This is a genomic window from Streptomyces sp. NBC_00433, assembly GCA_036015235.1.
Lineage (GTDB): Bacteria > Actinomycetota > Actinomycetes > Streptomycetales > Streptomycetaceae > Actinacidiphila.
Map to the genome: position 1 here is coordinate 1,452,844 of CP107926.1, position 18,179 is coordinate 1,471,022.

General features: G+C 71.4%; 10 protein-coding genes and 1 pseudogene. 5 read left to right on the forward strand and 6 right to left on the reverse strand.

The window, feature by feature from the left end; translation table 11 throughout:
• Nucleotides 1–104 precede the first annotated feature (104 nt).
• Nucleotides 105–1,778, forward strand: coding sequence for a regulator (locus tag OG900_05630; GenBank protein WUH89680.1), 1,674 nt, complete (start codon nt 105–107; stop codon nt 1,776–1,778).
• Nucleotides 1,779–1,811: 33 nt separating this feature from the next.
• A complete protein-coding gene (locus tag OG900_05635) occupies nt 1,812–2,210 on the forward strand; it encodes a nuclear transport factor 2 family protein (protein WUH89681.1) in 399 nt (132 codons plus the stop codon).
• A 253-nt stretch (nt 2,211–2,463) separates the two neighbouring features.
• Here the strand turns inward: OG900_05635 and OG900_05640 are convergent, their stop codons facing one another.
• Entirely contained in the window at nt 2,464–2,610 is a 147-nt protein-coding gene (locus tag OG900_05640) for a hypothetical protein (protein WUH96082.1), read from the reverse strand.
• A gap of 113 nt (nt 2,611–2,723) precedes the next feature.
• Nucleotides 2,724–3,092 (reverse strand): annotated as a pseudogene (locus OG900_05645) (hypothetical protein).
• A gap of 798 nt (nt 3,093–3,890) precedes the next feature.
• Between OG900_05645 and OG900_05650 the strand changes: the two are divergent.
• Nucleotides 3,891–6,578 (forward strand): RICIN domain-containing protein, encoded by a 2,688-nt coding sequence (locus tag OG900_05650; protein WUH89682.1) that lies wholly within the window; start codon nt 3,891–3,893, stop codon nt 6,576–6,578.
• A 1,214-nt stretch (nt 6,579–7,792) separates the two neighbouring features.
• Nucleotides 7,793–11,161 carry a GH92 family glycosyl hydrolase gene (locus OG900_05655; protein WUH89683.1) on the forward strand — a complete coding sequence of 1,123 codons (3,369 nt, stop codon included), beginning with the start codon at nt 7,793–7,795 and terminating at the stop codon, nt 11,159–11,161.
• A 365-nt stretch (nt 11,162–11,526) separates the two neighbouring features.
• Here the strand turns inward: OG900_05655 and OG900_05660 are convergent, their stop codons facing one another.
• The 4 genes from OG900_05660 to OG900_05675 all read right to left on the reverse strand — a co-directional run bounded on the left by OG900_05660 (nt 11,527) and on the right by OG900_05675 (nt 16,670).
• A complete protein-coding gene (locus tag OG900_05660) occupies nt 11,527–12,741 on the reverse strand; it encodes a patatin-like phospholipase family protein (GenBank protein WUH89684.1) in 1,215 nt (404 codons plus the stop codon).
• Complete coding sequence (locus OG900_05665; GenBank protein WUH89685.1) at nt 12,738–13,922, reverse strand: hypothetical protein; 1,185 nt, start codon at nt 13,920–13,922, stop codon at nt 12,738–12,740. Before OG900_05665 ends, OG900_05660 begins: the two co-directional genes overlap by 4 nt.
• Nucleotides 13,919–14,680 (reverse strand): hypothetical protein, encoded by a 762-nt coding sequence (locus tag OG900_05670; GenBank protein WUH89686.1) that lies wholly within the window; start codon nt 14,678–14,680, stop codon nt 13,919–13,921. Before OG900_05670 ends, OG900_05665 begins: the two co-directional genes overlap by 4 nt.
• A 160-nt stretch (nt 14,681–14,840) precedes the next feature.
• Nucleotides 14,841–16,670, reverse strand: coding sequence for a hypothetical protein (locus OG900_05675; protein ID WUH89687.1), 1,830 nt, complete (start codon nt 16,668–16,670; stop codon nt 14,841–14,843).
• A 279-nt stretch (nt 16,671–16,949) separates the two neighbouring features.
• Here OG900_05675 and OG900_05680 point away from each other — a divergent pair, with 279 nt between their 5' ends.
• Nucleotides 16,950–18,140: a hypothetical protein gene (locus tag OG900_05680; GenBank protein ID WUH89688.1), complete on the forward strand. Its 1,191-nt coding sequence runs from the start codon at nt 16,950–16,952 to the stop codon at nt 18,138–18,140.
• The last annotated feature ends 39 nt before the right edge of the window (nt 18,141–18,179 follow it).

Below are 18,179 nucleotides of genomic sequence, written 5' to 3' on the forward strand. Positions count from 1 at the left end.
GCACCCCCGCCCCTCGAGCCACCCGCCACCCACCGCGCCGCCTGACGAAGGGTCGTCCCGCCATGCCTGCCTTCCGCCGCGCCACCGCAGTCGAGAACAGACCCATGCCCCTCCCGCTGTGGGTACGGGGCGACACCAACGCCTTCTTCGGACTCGGCGTCAACGTCCTGGTCAATGTGCTGACCCTGACCGGGCTGTGCTTGGGAGTCGTCAAGATCCCGGGCCACGACGTCTTCCACACGATCCTGCCGGCCCTCGGCATCGCCCTGATCGTGGGCAACCTCTACTACGCCTACCTCGGCCGCAGACTCGCCGTGCGGGAGGGGCGGCCGGACGTCACCGCGATGCCCTACGGCCCCAGCGTGCCGCACATGTTCATCGTCGTCTTCGTCATCATGCTGCCGGTCTACCTGAAGACCAAGGATCCCCTGCTGGCGTGGAAGGCCGGTGTCGCGTGGGCCTTCATCATCGGCGTCATCGTGCTCATCGGCGCCTTCATCGGCCCCTACATCCGCCGCTACGCGCCCCGCGCCGCGCTGCTGGGCACCCTCGCCGGCATCTCCATCTCCTTCATCTCCATGCGACCGGCCGGCCAGATGTGGGACAAGCTGTGGATCGCCCTGCCGGTCTTCCTGCTCCTGCTCATCGGCCTGATGACCGACATCAGGCTGCCGGGGAACATCCCGATCGGACTCTCCGCCCTGCTGGTGGGCACCGCGATCGGCTGGGCCGGCGGGGCGATGTCCGGATCGGCGGTCTCCTCGGCGGCGGGCGACATCACTCTCGCCCTTCCGAGCCTGCACCTCGGCACCCTGTTCTCCGGTCTGTCCGGCGTCTCACCGCTGCTCGCCACCGCCATCCCGCTGGGCGTCTACAACTTCACCGAGGGCATGACCAACGTCGAGAGCGCCGCCGCCGCCGGTGATTCCTACAACCTGCGCTCGGTACTGCTGGCCGACGGTGCGGGCGCCGTCATCGGCTCCGCGCTCGGCTCCCCCTTCCCTCCCGCGGTGTACGTCGGACACCCGGGGTGGAAGAAGGCCGGCGGACGTACCGGCTACTCGCTGGCCACCGGGGCGGTCATCGCCCTGCTGTGCTTCCTGGGCATGTTCGGCCTGCTGGGCGCGATCCTCCCGGTGGCCGCGATCGTGCCCATCCTGCTCTACATCGGGCTGCTCATCGGCGCCCAGGCCTTCCAGTTCTCACCCAGGGCACACGCCGCCGCCGTTGTCGCCGCGCTGGTGCCGAACATCGCCTCCTGGGCCGTCGGCCAGATGGACGACGCCCTCGCGGCGGCCGGGACCACCGCGGCCAAGGTCGGCGAAGCCAAGCTCGAATCGTCGGGCGTCGTCTACCACGGCTTGATGGTGCTCGGTGAGGGCGCGATCCTGGCCGGCCTGGTCCTGGGCGCGCTCGTCGCCTTCGTCATCGACAAACGGTTCGTGCCGGCCGCAGTCGTGGCCCTGTTCGGCTCCGCGCTCTCCTTCGTGGGACTGATCCACGGCCCGGAGGTCGGCTGGGACGAGAACGGCGGTGTGTCCCTCGGCTATCTCTTCGCCGCGGTGCTGTGCGGCGCCCTCGCACTGACGCGCCCGCCGGCCCGCGTCCCGGACGCGGACGAACGCGAACTCGACCGGTTGCACGGCAGCGATCGCGACGCCCCGGCCCCGGAACCGCGGCCGGAACCCGCCCTGGCAGGAGTCGCCACCGGGACGGACGAACCCGCCGGCCCCGGCGAACCGGCCCAGCGCCCGAGCGCCCCGGCAACGACCGACTGACCCTGTCCCGCCACGACGAACGGAAGAGAGCGGATGGATGTGGACCTGCCGCAGACGGTCGCCGAAGTGACGGCGGCCTTCGCGGGCTACGAGGAAGCGCTCGTCGCGGACGACCGCGTCGCCATCGCGGGGTACTTCTGGGAGTCCCCCGGCACGGTCCGCTTCGGCATCGCCGACCATCAGATCGGGGCGGCGGACATCCGCAACTGGCGGTGGCAGCAGCCCCCGCTGCCCGCCGGCCGCAAGCTCTTCGAGACCCTCATCAGCACGTTCGGAACCGAATTCGCCGTCGTCACCACGTTGTTCGCCTACCCGGGCGCCGCGGTCACCGGCCGCCAGACCCAGGCGTGGGCCCGCTTCCCCGCCGGCTGGCGGATCGTCAGCGCCCATGTGTCGGAGATCCCCGACGACGCCCGGACCCCGGCAACGTGAGAGGGCCGGAGTGGCCCCTGTAGGGTGCAAAAACTGGCGCACGGCCGCTGACCAGGCTCTTTGCGGTTCCAGGTGATCATGGCATGCTCCGGCTGTATGGCGTTGCGTGTGATCCGGGCACCCTCATGTCCTGGCACCGCCGACTCCTGCGGCGGAAGTGGAAACAGAAGCCTCCCCGGACCGGACGCCCGCCGATCTCCGAGGAACTCACCGCACTCATCCTGCGCCTGGCCAACGAGCATCCGACCCGGGGCTACACCCGCATCCAGGGCCACAACGTCCTCAGCGGACCCATCCACGAGTACCGCCAGGCGGCCTCGCGGTCGAAGGCGGGAGGTCTGCCGATGGACCAGGCCGTCGCCGACACCGACGCGCAGATCTCAAGATCGAGGCGATCCATTCGGGGGCCGCCTGCGGGGCTGTTCGGCAGAGCGGTCGTCGTGAGGTACCAGCACAAGGCGAGGCTTCAGCGTCGTGCTCCGTGCCCCCAGCGGATCTTGCACCAGGGCGGCCCCGTGTCAGCGAGGCGACCACGGTGGAGAGCACGAGGGTGGCTACGAGGCTTGCCGTCAGGACCAGGCCCACTCCGATCAGGAAGAGGCCGCTGGGATCGTCGGACCAGTCGTAGTAGGCGGCAGCGGTCAGGCCAGCCGTGGTGCCGAGCACGGCGCCCTTGACCTGCCCATGGGAAGCCGCCCAGCACACCGTTGCCGCCAGGGTCAATACCAGTCCGATAACCTGCCACGGCTCGTAGGGGCCCGTCACCGAACCGTCGGCATGCACGTCACGATGCTGGTCCCACCCCAGCCAGGCGGCCCATGCCGCAACCGGAACGAGGAGCAGTGACAGGAAGGGAGGAACGTTCAACGGCTTGAAGCCCATGACCCGAGCGTCCCTTGAACTTCGCGGCCAAGGCAGAGCGCTCATACTCACTTCTCCTGAGTGCCGGATCCTCATGTGGTTGTGGTGAGGAGCTTCAGCCGCATGATCGATCCGCGGAGGTGGAGTCCAGCTTCGTAAGCGTCGGGCGTCTTGTCGTAGCGGGTGGCCGGGCCGCGCCATGTCTTGATCTTCTGGAGCCGACCGGCGCGGGGCGCTGCAATTCTTGAGCGCGCGTCGCCCAGGAGGGGTGAGCGCTCACATTCAGTGGGAGGGGTCCAGGTTCGCGCAGTCGACCAGCGGGGGCAATGCCCCGGCAGAAGGGTCGTAATGAGACTGACACGTCCTTCGGCGCCACCTCAAGGGGTGTGCGGTTCGGGCCTGTTCCGGTGCCGGCCCCGCGCGCCGGCCGTCCGCGCGGGGACCTCGGCTTCTGGCGCCGATGCGAGCACAGGGGCGATCAGGGCAAGGGTGGGGGCGGGAGGTCTCACCGATGACCGGGCGAATCGGTTCGTGTCGTGAGGCTTGACACCGCGAGGGGCGGAGGTGCACGTTCTTGTATCCGAAACATCTGTCCCTCCAGTGACGCCATATCTCCGACCGATCAGTATATGTGAGCGCTAACACGGTGGGTGCCCGTCAGGTGAGCCGAGGGTCCGGGCGGCCCCCTTCCCCCTGGTTGTCGGCGAGTTGTGGTGGGACAAGGCCAACCCGGCGGGTCGCTCACCGCCTTACGGCTTCAGCGCCGCCCCGGCCGGTTCACCACCTGCCCGTGCCGGGTCCGTCTACAAGGAGGATCGTGTGAAGCGACAACACGTACAGCCGCCGCGCCGTCGACGCCTGGCCCTTTGGTCCGTGGCCGTCGTGGCGCTGCTGACCGGGGCTGTGGGAACACAGCCGGCCACGGCGACCGCCCTAAGGCCCACGGCGGCCGTTCCCGCCGCGCCGGCCTCCGGCACCGACGGCTTCACCGCGGGCAACGCCGCCATCGCGTCGGTCGACCTGGCCGGCACGTGGGGCTTCACCCCGGTGGGCCGGTCGGCGACGTCGATCACCGTGCCGGGCGGCGGCTGGTACAAGCAGGGCTTCACCGATGTGAACGAGGCGGTGTACTCCCGCACCATCACCGTGCCGGACTCCGGGCAGCCGCAGTCCACATGGATCGAGTTCGGCGCGGTGAACCACCAGGCGACCCTGTCGGTCGACGGGCGGACGGTGGCGACCAAGACCACCGCCTTCACGCCGTCGAACTTCGACATCAGCGCGTACGCCGCACCCGGCACCACGCACACCATCAGCGTGGATGTGAAAGGCCGCGGCGCGTTGAAGAACAGTTCGGGCAAGTACCTGGTGCCGGTGGCCGCCGACTGGTCGGAGGCCGTGCCGCAAGGCATCTTCCGTTCGGCGTTCCTGCGGGCATACCCGGCGGTGTACGTCAGCGACACGTTCGTCCGTACGTCCGTGGCCAATCAGACCCTCACCTACGACGCGTCGGTGACCAACACCTCAGGCGCCGCGCGGACGGTGACCCTGACCGGCTCGCTCGCCTCGGACAACGGCACGTCGTTCACCTACCCGTCCCTGCCCAGCCGCACGGTCAGCGTCGCCGCCCACTCGACGGTCAAGGTGACGGTCGGGCCGGTGGCGTGGAACCTGGGCTCCTCCTCGTACTGGTGGCCCAACGTCCCCTACCGCCAGGGGTATCGCGCCCAACTGCACCGCCTGACGGTCCACGCGGCCACCGACGACGGCCGCACCAGCGACGCCACGTACCGCTTCGGATTCCGAGAGAGCACGCAAAACGGCGAGTACTACCAGCTCAACGGCGTACGCGTGAACTACCGCGGCGACAACCTCCAGGGCGCCGACTTCGACCGCGTCAACAACGGCGGCAAGGGCGACGCCTACGACACCCTGCCCGGCTTCCTCGCGCCCTCCTCGGGCAACGGCGGCTGGCCGCAGGCGGTCGACAATTACCAGCGGCTGAACTACAACGTGGTCCGCATTCATCAGGAGCCGGCCAGCCCCTACATGCTCGACGTGGCCGACGAGATGGGCCTGATGATCATCGACGAGGGCGGAATCCGCGGTGGTTCGGAGGACTTCGTCGGCGGTCACGACAACATGGTCGACCACGACCGCGCGCTGACCCTGCGCGACCGCAACCACCCGGCGGTCGTCCGCTGGAGCCAGGCCAACGAACCGAGCTTCAGCAACGACTCCGAGCAGTTCGAGCAGGACCTCTACGCGGCGGTGAACGGCAACGACGGCACCCGGCCGATCAGCATCGACGCCGCGCCGGGCGCCGATTCGCCCAGCAGGTACCCGAACATGAACTACTCCAACTTCGCCATCTTCGCGCACTACATCGACGGCACGGGTCAGTACGGCGAGCGGGTGCAGTCGGTGACCGGCCGGCCGGACGGCGAGGGCGAGTACATCTGGCCGAAGTGCAACACCAAGCAGGGCTTCGAGTGGTTCGCCACCGCGACGGCCGCCAAGCGCGGCAAGGGCGCCAGCGACCTGCGCCCGTACACCCTGCTGTCGGGCTGGGACGGTGTCGTGCCCGGGGTACGGACCACCGATCTCACCCCGGAGGAAGGCGGCCATCCCGTCTACGGCGCCGACAACCTCTCCGACCCGTGGAGCAATCCGCAGATCCAGCGCGTCCAGGCCGCGTTCAACCCCGTTGCCGCGGTCGACCTGCCCTACTGGTCGGCCTCCGGCGTATCGGACTCCAACGGCACCTTCCCGCTCACGCAAGCGGTCCCCGGATACGCCGCCAACAGCACCGTGAACCGTACGATCTCGGTGTTCAACGACGACTTCACCGGCACCGCCGTGGGCTTCGCCTGGAGCGCCCACCTCGACAGCGCCACCGGCCCGGTGATCGCCTCCGGGAACACCACCCTCACCGTCCCGCTCGGCTCGAAGGCGACGCAGACCGTGTCGTTCACCGCGCCGTCCAGCGGCTCACGGGTCTACCTCGTCCTGTCCACCAGCAAAGCCGGCACGACCGTGTTCAGCGACGCGGTCGAGTACTTCACGTTGAGCGGCGGCGGGAGCACCGGTCCCGCACCGGGCACCTACCGGATCGTCAACCGCAACAGCGGCAAGCCGCTGGCCATCGCCGGCAACTCCACCGCCGACGGCGCCAAGGCCGTCCAGCAGACCGGGAACGCGACCTGGACCCTCAGCGCCTCCCAGGACGGGGCCTACACCCTGCGCTACACCGCGAGCGGCAAAATGCTCGACGTCAACGCCTCCTCCACCACTGCCGGACTGCAGTTGCAGCAGTGGACCGCCAACGGCGGCACGAACCAGCAGTGGTACCTCACGCCGACCGGTGACGGCTACTACACCATCGTCAGCCGCGCCAGCAGCCTGGCCGCCGACGTGTCCGGCCAGTCGACCAGCGACGGCGCCCAAGTCGTGCAGTGGACCGCCAACAACGGCACCAACCAGCAATGGCAGCTGACACCGTCCTGATCCGACGGCCCGCCTGCCGGATGTGCCGCCACCTCCCCGTGGCGGCACATCCGGGGCGTGCGGCCATCCCGGGCTGCGCGTCGACCCCTCCTCCGTGCGGCGCTGGCGCGCAGAGCGGCCTCCTCAGGGGCCGCCGTTCATTCGCCTGTCCGAGCGCGTCGTCCTCTACGACGCCACCGGCCTGCAGGCCTGGCTGGACACCCGGCGCACCGTGCCCGGCACCCGGCGAACGGCGGCTTGAGTGCCCTACCGTCACCAACTCCCCGTCGCTGTGACCTTGTCGGAGGACGTCGAGCACCGACCGGGGCGGAAGCTCCCCTACAAGGCCCGCGTGCGGTGGACCGACCCGCAGACCAAGCGCCGCCGCTCGGTCGCCCAGATGCACCCGACGTCACAGAGCGCGCAGGAGTGGATCGACCCCGAGCATCGCCGACGCGAGGCCACTGCACCGGCTGCCGCCGCCAATCGCCGGCCCAGCGAAGATCGCCTGCCTCACGGTACAGAAACGCGACCGACGCGACGGCATCCTCCACGAGTATCAACATGCCACGTGACCTACCCGGATGGAGTTTTCGGCACTCACAGGGCCGCGCCCCGGCGGACAGCACGCCCGCCCCGCCGGAAGCGGAAGCCCCTGCTCCCGGGGGCGCAGGCCCGCCCCCGTCGTGGGGGAAGCCCCGCGGGCGGGGTGAAGAGGCCCGCCTCGCCGAGAGGAAGGAGAAAGTGCTCGCCGCAAGCGCGACACGCCCGGCGCCGCCGCCCTCTCGACCGTTCGTGCGGGCGGCCCCGCCGACCCCGTGCGGGCGACCCCGGCGCCCCGGCGGGGCGGTGCCGATCGCCCCGCCAGAACAGAGCGCCGTCCGGAAACCGCCGTAGGCGCAACCGCTCAGGATCGGCCCCGCGGCGCCCCGCGACGGGGCCGCCGCGGGACGGCACGCCACCCCTGAGAGCGCTCCCTCACGGGCGGGCGCGACTCGCGGGAAGTTGCGCCTACTTGTCCGGACGGCGCCCTTCCGCGAGCCGTCAGATGGCAAAGCAGCAGGTCTTGACACTTCGTGAGGCCGGGAGGAGCATCGCTTGCTGTTGCGTTGACAACGTTGTCCACCTCGACGGCACCCCGCCCCCTACCCCGCGGGGCGCCGACCGAGCCCGTGGAGCCGGCAGGGCCGTCCGCGTCCTTCCGATTCCTCTCCGTACCTCCGAAGGGCAGGAAAGTGTCAGCCAGATCGTCCTCTGCCGGCGGAAGAACTCGCCTGCGGCACCGGGCCGTCGTCGCCGCCGTGGCCGCCGCGCTGCTCGGCCTGGGCCTGGGCGCGCAGAACGCCGCCGCCGCGCCGCCCGGTCCCCCGCCAACTGGTCCCGCGCCGGTCGACCCGGCCTCCTACGTCAACCCGCTGATCGGCAGCTCCAACGCGGGCAACACCTACCCGGGCGCCGTCGTCCCGTTCGGCATGCTCGCCTGGAGCCCGCAGAATTCCACGGGCAACCAGTTCTCCACCCCCGCCCCGGGCGGCTACCGCTACGACGCCACGAAGATCCGCGGCTTCAGCCTCACCCACCTCAACGGCGTGGGCTGTTCGGGTGCCAACGGCGACATCCCGATCATGCCGTTCGTCGGCGACGTGACCTCCTCGCCGAGCTCCGACACCCGCGACTCGGTGTACGCGAGCACCTTCTCGCACGCCAACGAGAGCGCCCGTGCCGGCGACTACAAGGTCGCCCTCGACAGCGGCGCCAGCGCGGAGCTCACCACCACCGCGCGCACCGGCACCGGCGAGTTCGGCTTCCCCGCCGACAAGCCGGCGAGCATGCTGCTGCGCACCTCCAACTCCGAGAGCGGCAGCAGCGCGGCCACGGTGAGCGTCGACGCCGCGACGCGTACGGTGACCGGGTCCGTCGACGCGGGCAACTTCTGCGGCCCGCAGAGCCCCAACAACCGGCACGACGTCTACACCCTGCACTTCACGGCCCACTTCGACCAGCCCTTCGCGAAGGTCGGCACCTGGACCGACGGCGCCCTCGCCCCCGGCTCCACCTCCGCCACCGGCGGCACGGGCTACGACGGCAACGGCGACCCCGCCTCCGGCAAGGGCTCCGGCGCCTACGTCACCTTCCCGGCCGGCACCCGCAACGTGCAGGTGAAGGTCGCGATCTCCTACGTGAGCACCGACAACGCCGAGGCCAACCTCCGCGCGGAGAACCCGCCGACGCGCTCCTTCGCCGCCGTGCGCGACGCGGCCAAGGGCGACTGGAACGCCGCGCTGGGCCGCATCGCGGTCTCCGGCGGCAGCACCGACCAGCTCAGCACCTTCTACACCGCGCTCTACCACTCGATGCTGGAGCCCACGCTCACCAGTGACGTGGACGGCCGCTACCTCGGGGCCGACCGCGCGGTCCACCGGCTCGCCAAGGGCCAGCAGGCCCAGTACGGCACCTTCTCCGGATGGGACCAGTACCGCGCCCAGGTGCAGCTGATGACGCTGCTCCAGCCGCAGATCGGCAGCGACTACGCCCAGTCGCTGTTCAACTACGCCGGCCAGGCGGGCGGCGAATGGGACCGCTGGCTGCTGGAGAACGGCAAGACCAGCATCATGTCCGGCGACCCCTCGGACGCGGCACTCGCCGGCATCTACGCCTTCGGCGGCCGTGACTTCGACGTCAAGGGCGCGCTCGCCTCGCTGGTCAAGGCCGCCACCGTGCCGACCGCCAACGACTCCGACAGCGCCGGCTGCAACGTCGAGTGCGTCGGCCAGCGGCCCGCGCTCGACCAGTACCTGAAGCTCGGCTACGTGCCGTCGGACAACTGCCACTGCTGGGGCGGCGCCGCCGAGACGCTGGAGGACGCGGCGGCCGACTTCGGCCTGTCCGAGCTCGCCGGCGCCGTCGGCGACAAGTCCGTCCAGAAGACCTTCGCCGAGCGCAGCAACAACTGGACCAACGTCTTCGACCCCAACGCCACCGCGCAGGGCGGCTACATGCGCGACCGCAACTCCGACGGCTCGTGGGCCGGCACCAACTTCACCCCGAGCACCGGCAACGGCTTCGTCGAGGGCAGCAGCGCCCGCTACAACTGGATGGTCTACTCCGACGTCGCCGGGCTCGCCCAGGCGCTGGGCGGCAACGCGACCGCCATCCAGCGGCTCGACGCCTTCTTCCACGCCTCCGACGGCAGCTTCGACTTCAGCGCGCAGGACGACACGCGCTACGACGCGACCAACGAGCCGGACATCAACGCGCCCTACCTGTACGACTACTTCGGCGCGCCCTACAAGACGCAGCAGACCGTCCGGGCCGAGACCGACAAGCTGTGGACCAACACCCCCGGCGGCATCCCCGGCAACGACGACGCCGGCACCATGTCGTCCTGGTACGTCTTCTCCGCACTCGGCATGTACCCGCAGGTGCCCAGCCGCGCGGACCTCGTCCTGAGCACGCCGATCTTCCCCAAGGCCGTGATCCGCACCGGCTCCGGCCACACCATCACCGTCAACGCCCCTCAGGCGTCGGCGCAGAACATCTACATCCAGGGCCTGCGCGTCGACGGCAAGAAGTCGAAGCAGCCCTGGGTCCCGGCGTCCTTCACCACCAAGGGCGGCACCCTCGACTACACCCTCGGCGCCACCCCCGACACCAAGTGGGGCAGCTCCGCCAAGGACGCCCCGCCGTCCTTCCGCGACGGTGAGGCCCCCTTCTTCGCGGCCGCCTCGCCCACCTCGGTGAGGATCGAGCCCGGCAGCTCCACGCCGGTGGCGCTCGACCTGTCGACCATCCAGGGCAAGAAGGCCAAGGTGTCCTGGACCGCCGAAGTCCCGGCCGGCATCACCCTGTCGCCGTCGCACGGCGAGGTCTCCGTGCCCAAGGAAGGCGCCGCCACCGCGGATCTGACCGTCAAGGCCGCCGCCGGCACCAAGTCCGGCGTCTACCGGGTGCCGTTCACCTTCGCCGGCAAGCACGGCGAGACGGCCCCGACCGCGTGGCTCAGCGTCACCGTCGACGTCAAGGGCTCCGTCACCTGGTACGTGAACAACAACGGCATCTCGTCCGACGACAACGCTCCGACCGCCAACTTCGACGGCGGTGGCTGGAGCTACTCGGCGAAGGCGCTCGCCGCGGCCGGAGCCACTCCGGGCGGCACCGTCTCGGTGAACGGCTTCGACTTCACCTGGCCGAACGTCGCGCCCGGCGCCGCCGACAACATCGTCGTGGGCGGCGGTGACCAGGTCCTCGACGTCTCCAGGACCTCGGCCGGCGCCACCAAGCTCAGCCTGCTCGGCAGTGCCTCCAACGGCGACACCTCCGGCACCGTCACGCTCACCTACGACGACGGCACCACCCAGCAGGCCCAGATCGGCTTCAGCGACTGGACCCTCGGCGGCGGCGGAGGCACCCCCGCCTTCGGCAACGTCGTCGCCCTGCACACCTCGTACCGCGACTACGCGGGCGGCACCACCGACCCGGTGGGCACCGACGTGTTCGCCACGGCGCCGATCGCCCTCCAGTCCGGCAAGCAGCTCACCTCCGTGACGCTGTCGGCCACGACGCAGGAGGGCGCGATCCACCTGTTCGGCATCGCCACCGCCTGACGATTCCGCCGAGCCGGCCCCTGCCGGCACCCCCGGCAGGACGCACCCCGCGCCCCCTCGCCTCCCCCGGAGGCGAGGGGGCGCGCACGTCGCCGACCCGCGCACCCGTACGCGGCTCAGAACCCCCGCCGGCGCGGGGACGAGGACCGTCACGCCGGTAGTCAGGCCCGCCGATCACGTTGTCGTATGTCGAGGCGGGATATCTGCCCCGGATCAGTGATTGCCGCGGGCAACGGGTGGCCCTCCGGCCTGATCCCCGCCCTGGGCCCGATGATCGCCCCCTTCGGCGGTGACCCCAGCATGGTCCAGTGCCGCCCCTGGGAGCCCGTGCAGCAGGGCGCCGCCAGGACCTGGATGCACACCCGTTACGGCGGCTGGGTGTACGTCGTCGCGGGCGAGTCCTCCGGCCGGGCGGGGGACCGCGGCGGGTCCTGAAGCCGCTGGACGCGTTCGGCCATCAGGCGTTCGCTGTGCCGGATCGCGGCGGTGGAGCGCAGCAGGGCGTTCACGCGTTCCATCAGGGCGTCGGCGTCGCGGTAGCCCTGCTCGTGGAGGGTGCGGTAGCGGCTCGGGGAGAAATCCAGGGCGCCGCTCACCGCACCCAGCGGGCCCGCGGGGACCAGCGGGTGGGCGGGGCGGATCTGGAGCAGGGTGAGCCCCTCGTGATCTCCCTTGCGGAGGGTCTCGCCCGGCGCCAGGTGGACGACGATCACCACGTCGCAGTGGTCGACGTCGGCCAGGGCCCGGATCGGGGTGTTGTCGCCGCCGAGGAAGCCGTCGCGGTAGTAGCCGCTGCCGGCGCTGCGCGGCGGGAACAGCAGGGGCAGGGCCGCGCTGCCCAGCACCGTGTCCACCACCTCCTGCTCGGGGAGCTCGTTCAGCTCCACCATGCGGGAGCGGAAGCCCATCCAGCGGCGCAGCACCTGCATGCCGGCCTGCGCGGCACGCAGCCGGAAGAAGATCATCGGGATCGGCGCCTCCACCGGGTACACCGCGACCCGGCACGGTATGCCGGACCGCAGCGCGTCCACGTCCACGAACGTGCGGACCAGCTGCTCCAGGTCGCCGCGGCGGGAGAGCATGCGCACCAGCCGCGGGGCCAGGTTGCCGAACTGGACGGTGAACTCGTCGTCCTGACCGTCCGCAGGACCGAACGGCCCCTGGCCGAAACGCCCGGTGAACCACTCCCACGCCTCGCTGAGCCGGTCCGCGCCCGCCGTCAGGTCCGGGGCCGAGGCCAGCACCGCCGCGTTGAGGGCGCCGATGCTGGTGCCGGCGACGGCGGTGAGCTGCACCCCGGCCTCCGCGAGCCGGCGTACCGCGCCGACCTGGTAAGCGCCCTTGGCCGCGCCGCCGGCCAGGACGAGCCCGACCCGGTGCTCGGGCGGCGGGGCGATCGGCAGCGGCTCCGGGCCGTCACGCTGCGCGGCGACCGGCGGGACCGGGCGCACGGCGAGCGCCTCGGCCCGCGCGACGAGCGACGCGACCTGCTCCTGCGGCGTCCCCGCCTCCTTTTCCGTCCCCTTCTCCTCGCCCGCTCCCGGGAGGCCCGGCTCCTTCGCCGGCAAGGCGCCGCTCATCGCACACCCTCTTCCGTGGCGGGCGTGGCCAGCCGGGCCGGGTGCTGCGACTGCGGCGGCAGTTCCGCCACCGGGAGGGCGCCGCGGCCGCCCGGTGCCAGCCCGCGGCCGATGCGCCCGCGGGCGGCCCGCGCGGCGTCGGCCTGCTCGTCCACCGCCCAGCGGACGAACTCCTGCGGCGTCATCGCCCCCGGCCTGCGCAGGCACTCCTCGAAGGTGTCCTGGCGGGCCTGGTGGATGATATGCCCCTCCTGCTCCTCGGGCCGGCGCGCGGCCAGTTCCAGGGTGCGCGCGGTGACCAGGGCGAGCGGGGTGTGCGGCGGCCGCAGCTCCGGGGGCAGCCCGGCACCGAGCAACTCGGCCACCATCAGCCGGTCCTCCGTGCCGGGCAGGGCGGCCAGCGTGTGGGAGAGCAGCGCCGCCAGCGGCAGCCGCTCCCGCCAGCCCAGCTCCTCCCGCAGCTCGCCGTACCCCGCGTCGGCCAGCAGCTCGTCGGCCAGCCGCTCGCGCCACTGCCGGTCGCCGGTGGCCGACTCGTGCTCCCCGGGCTTGCCCGCGGCGAGCTGCCTGGCCAGCAGCAGCGCCTGGCAGGGCCAGGGCAGACTCCGGTAGGCGCCGTGCGTCCGCCACCCGCGGACCGCCGCGTCCACCGAATCCCGGGAGCCCTGCCAGAGCTCGCTGTGGACCTGCCGGCGCTCCAGTTCCAGCAGCGCTGCGGCATGGGCGTCCAGGAGCGCCGCGTGCACGTCGAGGCGCTGCTCGACCGCGTCCAGTCGGCGGGTGGTGATGTCCATGAACGAGGCGACCACCGACGCGAGTTCGGAGACCTCCTCCAGGCCCTGCCGGGCGAGCCGGCCGCTGTCCTCGGTCTCGCGGGCCAGCTCGTCCAACCGGGTCGCCACCAGCGCGACGTTGAGGTTGGTGAAGGACAGGTGCTCGCCCAGGTCCCGCACCAGGTCGACGGTGAGCCGCTGGGCGCGGGCCAGCGCCTGGGCGCCCTGGTCGTTGCGCTTGCGGTCCGAGCCGGTGACCTTCGACCACAGGTGCCGGAAGAACCCCTCACCGGCCCGGTAGTCCGCCAGATGGGCGGCGGTCTCGGTGCTGTTGACGATCTCCACGAGCGCCCGGTCGGCGACGAGCGGAATCCGCTCGGCGAGCACCCGCAGGTCCATGACGGTCATGCCAGGTCCCTCCCTGTGGCCGGTACGGCGGGCTCGGTCAGCACGGTCGGCGCAGTCAGCCGCATCGCGCCCGCACGGTAGGCGGGCAGCACCACGTACAAGGCCGGGCGGCCGAAGCCGCACTCCGACGAGTAGAGGCTCCCGGTCGTCGGCGTGACGACCGGCTCCGGGGGCGAGAAGTCGAATTCGGGGCGCTCTTTGAGCCGGCTGCCCTCGCGGTGCAGCCCGGCGGCCCGGGCGGCGAGGTCCGCCACGGCCGCGCGCTCCGCCGCGCCGTCCGTGCCCGCGGATACGAGCAGACGTTCCAGCTCGGACCGATCGACGTCCTCACCCGCGATCAGCAGCTCCGCGCAGGTGCGTCGCAACACCGCCTCCGCGCGTACGCGTGCCCAGTGCGCCGCTTCCGACTGGTCCGCGGGTTGCCACGCGCGGTCCGGGGCGTGCTCGACGGCACTCTCCACGAGGCGGACGATCCTCCGGTCGCTCAGCAGTTTCCGCCATTTCGCGGCCAGTTCGGCGTGCTGCGTGTGCTGGTCGTCCTGGAGCCGGCTCAGGGTGGCCCGGACCAGCTCCACCTGCTCCCCCTGGAGGGCGCGTTCCCGGTCGGCGGCATCCAGCCGCTGCTCAAGGCCGCCCGCATACCGCCGGAGGGCGTCGATCTGCTCGCGCAGGCCCGCCAGTCGCTGTTCGGCCCTGCTGGGCCCACCGGTCAGCAGCCACCTGAACATGAACAGCAGTTGGTCCAGCACTTCTTCCACTTCCCTTTCCGTCAGGTTTGGTTCTGCAGGTGCGCCGGCCCGGCGCCCCTGCGTGGTCCTCGGTGCGGTCTTCCTTTGGTCGTACACGTCGTGGGCCTCCTTCCGTGCTCTCGTTCGCCGGCAGCGGGCGGTCCCGGAGCCGGACGTGGTGGGCATGAGGTCAGCGCATACGCGCGAAGGCGATGGTTCCCTTGGTGATCTCGCCGGTCCGGTCGTCGCACATCTCGACCCTGATCTGCGTGTCGCCGAAGTACATGCGGAGCGTGAAGCCGTCCTCGTTGTTCCGTCGGCGGTGGTGGGGGGGAACGGGCACCTTGATCGTCCCCGCCGGGTCGCAACCCTCCTCGTCGGTGTAGCGGGGATTCGTGGCCCTGGTCCGGTAGAACTCGAGCGTCACCTCGGAGGCTCTGCGGTCGGTGATGTGCAGGTCGGTCATCTCCACGCGCTCACCGATCTCGACCGTCTGCCCCAGGGTGACGGCGATCTGGAACCGGTCCATGCACACCGCCTGGCCGTCGACGACACTGCGGCGCTCCGGGCCGTCCTGCCGCTCCCACACCTGGGCCAGCGACACCCCGTAGGTGAAGCGGGCCTGGTGGGAGGCGATCATCTTCGGGTCGTACGCGTAGTGCACGGCCCCTTCCAGGACTGCGCTCTCGTGGCTGGCGGGACGCAGTATGCGGATGCGGTCCCCGAACCGCCGGTGCATCCGCTCCCCCAGGTAGCCGCTGCCGACGAAGCCGCCGACCAGCAGCAGGTACTCCTGCGACGCGCCGCCTGCCTCAGGCACCATGGGCGGTGACTGCTCCATCGCCGTCAGCTGCTCGTCGACCTGCTTGAGGATGTCGTCGATCAGCCCGTCGAAGACCCGCTGCACCTCGGCGGCACTGAATTCCAGGCGGTACCGGCGGCCGGACGCCTCGGTCAGCCGCCGCCTGTGGTCCTCGTCGAGCAGTTCCCAGACCGCGCCGGGCACCTCCACCCACAGCAAGGCGGACTCCGCCAGCCGCGGCTCGCCGGTCGTCTCGTCGGACACCGTCACCAGGTCGTCGATCTTGTGGCGCTCCCACTGCTCGACCATCCGCTGGAGTTCGTCGGGATGGGTGGTGGCGAGCCGCGACACGAGGCCGGCGCCGAGCCGCTCGGCCAGCAGTTCGGTGCGGAATGCCTGGTCGAGGAACTCCGAGCCGAGCCTCCCGCCGCAGACCTTGCCGATCTCGGCGAGCAGGATGCTGCCGTCCTTCAGCGACTCGTAGGCGGTGATGTCGATGGTCCCGCCGCCGCAGTCGACCACCATGAAACGCGTGCCGGCCTTCATGAGCGGAACCCGGTCGGTCTGCCCGGTGCCGTCGATGAGCAGCGCCAGGCAGAGATACGCCGTAATGGCGGCTGCCTCCGGCTCGTAGGTCAGCAGCAGCCTTTTCTCGTCGTCCGGGAAGCCCGCCGCGACGGCGCACTCCCGCATCAACTGCTTGTCCTCCTCTTCCCAGACGGCCGGAACCGTCAGGCACCAGCGGACCTCATGGGGCAGGAATCCGGCGGCGGCCATGTCCTGCTCGGCGGCGGCCAGCACCTTTGCCAGGCAGCCGGTCACCAGCGCGCGTACCGCCGCGGTGGTCCTGATGTCGGCGGTGCCCTGTGCCAGGGCGACGCCCATCTGCCCGGTGTCGGCGCGCAGCGCCATCTTGTAGCCGGTGGCGTAGCCCCAGCCGTCCGTGGTCCCGGTCTCCAGCATGCGGAGCCACCGGGCCCGCGCCGCGTAACCCCATTCGGCCACGTTCCCGGCCGGGTCGACGAGAAGCGCCGAGAGATTCTTCGCCGGGGTGATCTCGTATTTGCCGACGGGCTTGTACGAGGACCGCCTGATCTGCCGCTCGGCTGCCACGGCGTTCAGCGGCTCGATCACCGACCAGGCGAATCCCGTTCCGTGGGTGCCGAAGTCGATGGCGGCGGCGATCCGGACGGTGCCGGTCGTGGGTGTGCTGTCCATGCGCGTGCTCCCCTTGCACGGGTGGGCGCGGCGGCGGGCCGCCGGCACTCCTAGTTGCGCGATGAGGCCAGTCTGCGAGGGTTCGCGGGCAGATCTCCGTGTTGCGGTGTTGCCTGACGCGCGGGCGCACTACGCTCACCGAACGTGCCCCGGTTGACCTGTTTCGCGCCCGCGACCGACGGCGGCCAGGATCTGCTGGACCGTCACATAGTCCCGCTCTGCGCGCGGTTGGGCGTCGCGCTGCGAGTGGTACGTCCGCCTGCCGACCGGCGCGACGGAATGGGCGCAGAGTTGGGCCGCACCGACGTCATCGTCTGGGACGCCTCGCTGGAGGACGAGCGCGGCGTCTACGACGCGATGACGGGGTGGACGAAGCTGCGCCGCAAGAACGTGATCGTCAGCCGTACGCCGCTGCCGCGCAACGTGCTGACGTGGCACCAGTTCGCCCCCGTGCACGGCAGCACCTACGACAACGACGCCATCGGGGCGTGGCTGGCCCGCCACCTGACCGCCCGGCTCACCGGCGCGCCGCTCACGCCGCCGGAGCAGGCGGCGCCGCCGGCCGGGCACTACTGGATGTACGACCGGCCCGCCGAGCACTTCCTGAGCTTCCGCGGCTCGCGCCAGCAGGAGGCCGAGCAGTGGCGGGACGCCTTCGAGCGCAGCCGGGGCACGACCGTGCGGATGGTCCCGCCGAACGAGTACTCGTACCCCACGGAGGTGGTCACCCGGGCGCAGATGTGGGAGGGGATCGCCCGGCTCCAGCGGGAGATCGAGGCCACCGGGCGCATCGTGCTGTATCTGACCGACGACTACGCCGACTCCTTCTGGTGCGCGGGCGAGTTGATGTGCGCCGCGTACATGCTGCTGCACACCGGCGGGCGGCGGCTGGTGGGCCGGCTGCCGCAACTGGAGGACGCCCAGGTGGCGCTGCCCGGCGTACCGGGGACGATGCCGCTGGTGACGGCGGCGAACCGCGGGCTGCTGCGGCTGCCGGACCACGAGCAGGTACGGCGGCTGGCCATGCTGCTGACCAACTGCGACCCGATCTCCTCGGCGCCGGAGAGCCAGATCGAGCCGCGCGGGCCTGCCCGGCCGCTCTCCCGGGTGCTGCGGCGGTGGGGCTTCTACGATCCGGAGGTCGTCCAAGAGCTCTTCTGGTCCCGGGTGCGGGTGCCCTGCCCGGGGTGCTCCGCGCGGGGGCGGGCCGCGAGCGAGCTGGACTGGGACGCCTTCCTGCGCGCCCCGGACGAGGGCGGGGGCGGGATGGACGCCTTCGGCTACTTCGACGCCCCGGAGGACGACCTGGTGGCGGGCCGGGTCAGCTGCCCGGGGTGCGGCCGCGGCTGCCGGCTCGTCAACCGCCGGGGGGTGCGCACGCTGTGGATGCCGGTGATGACCACGGAGGCCGACAAGGACCGCCCGGTGGTGGCGCGCACGCCGGTGTGGGAGGTCGTCGCGGACCGCTGATCCCGCCCCGTACGGGGTGGTACGGGGCCCGCGCGAGCC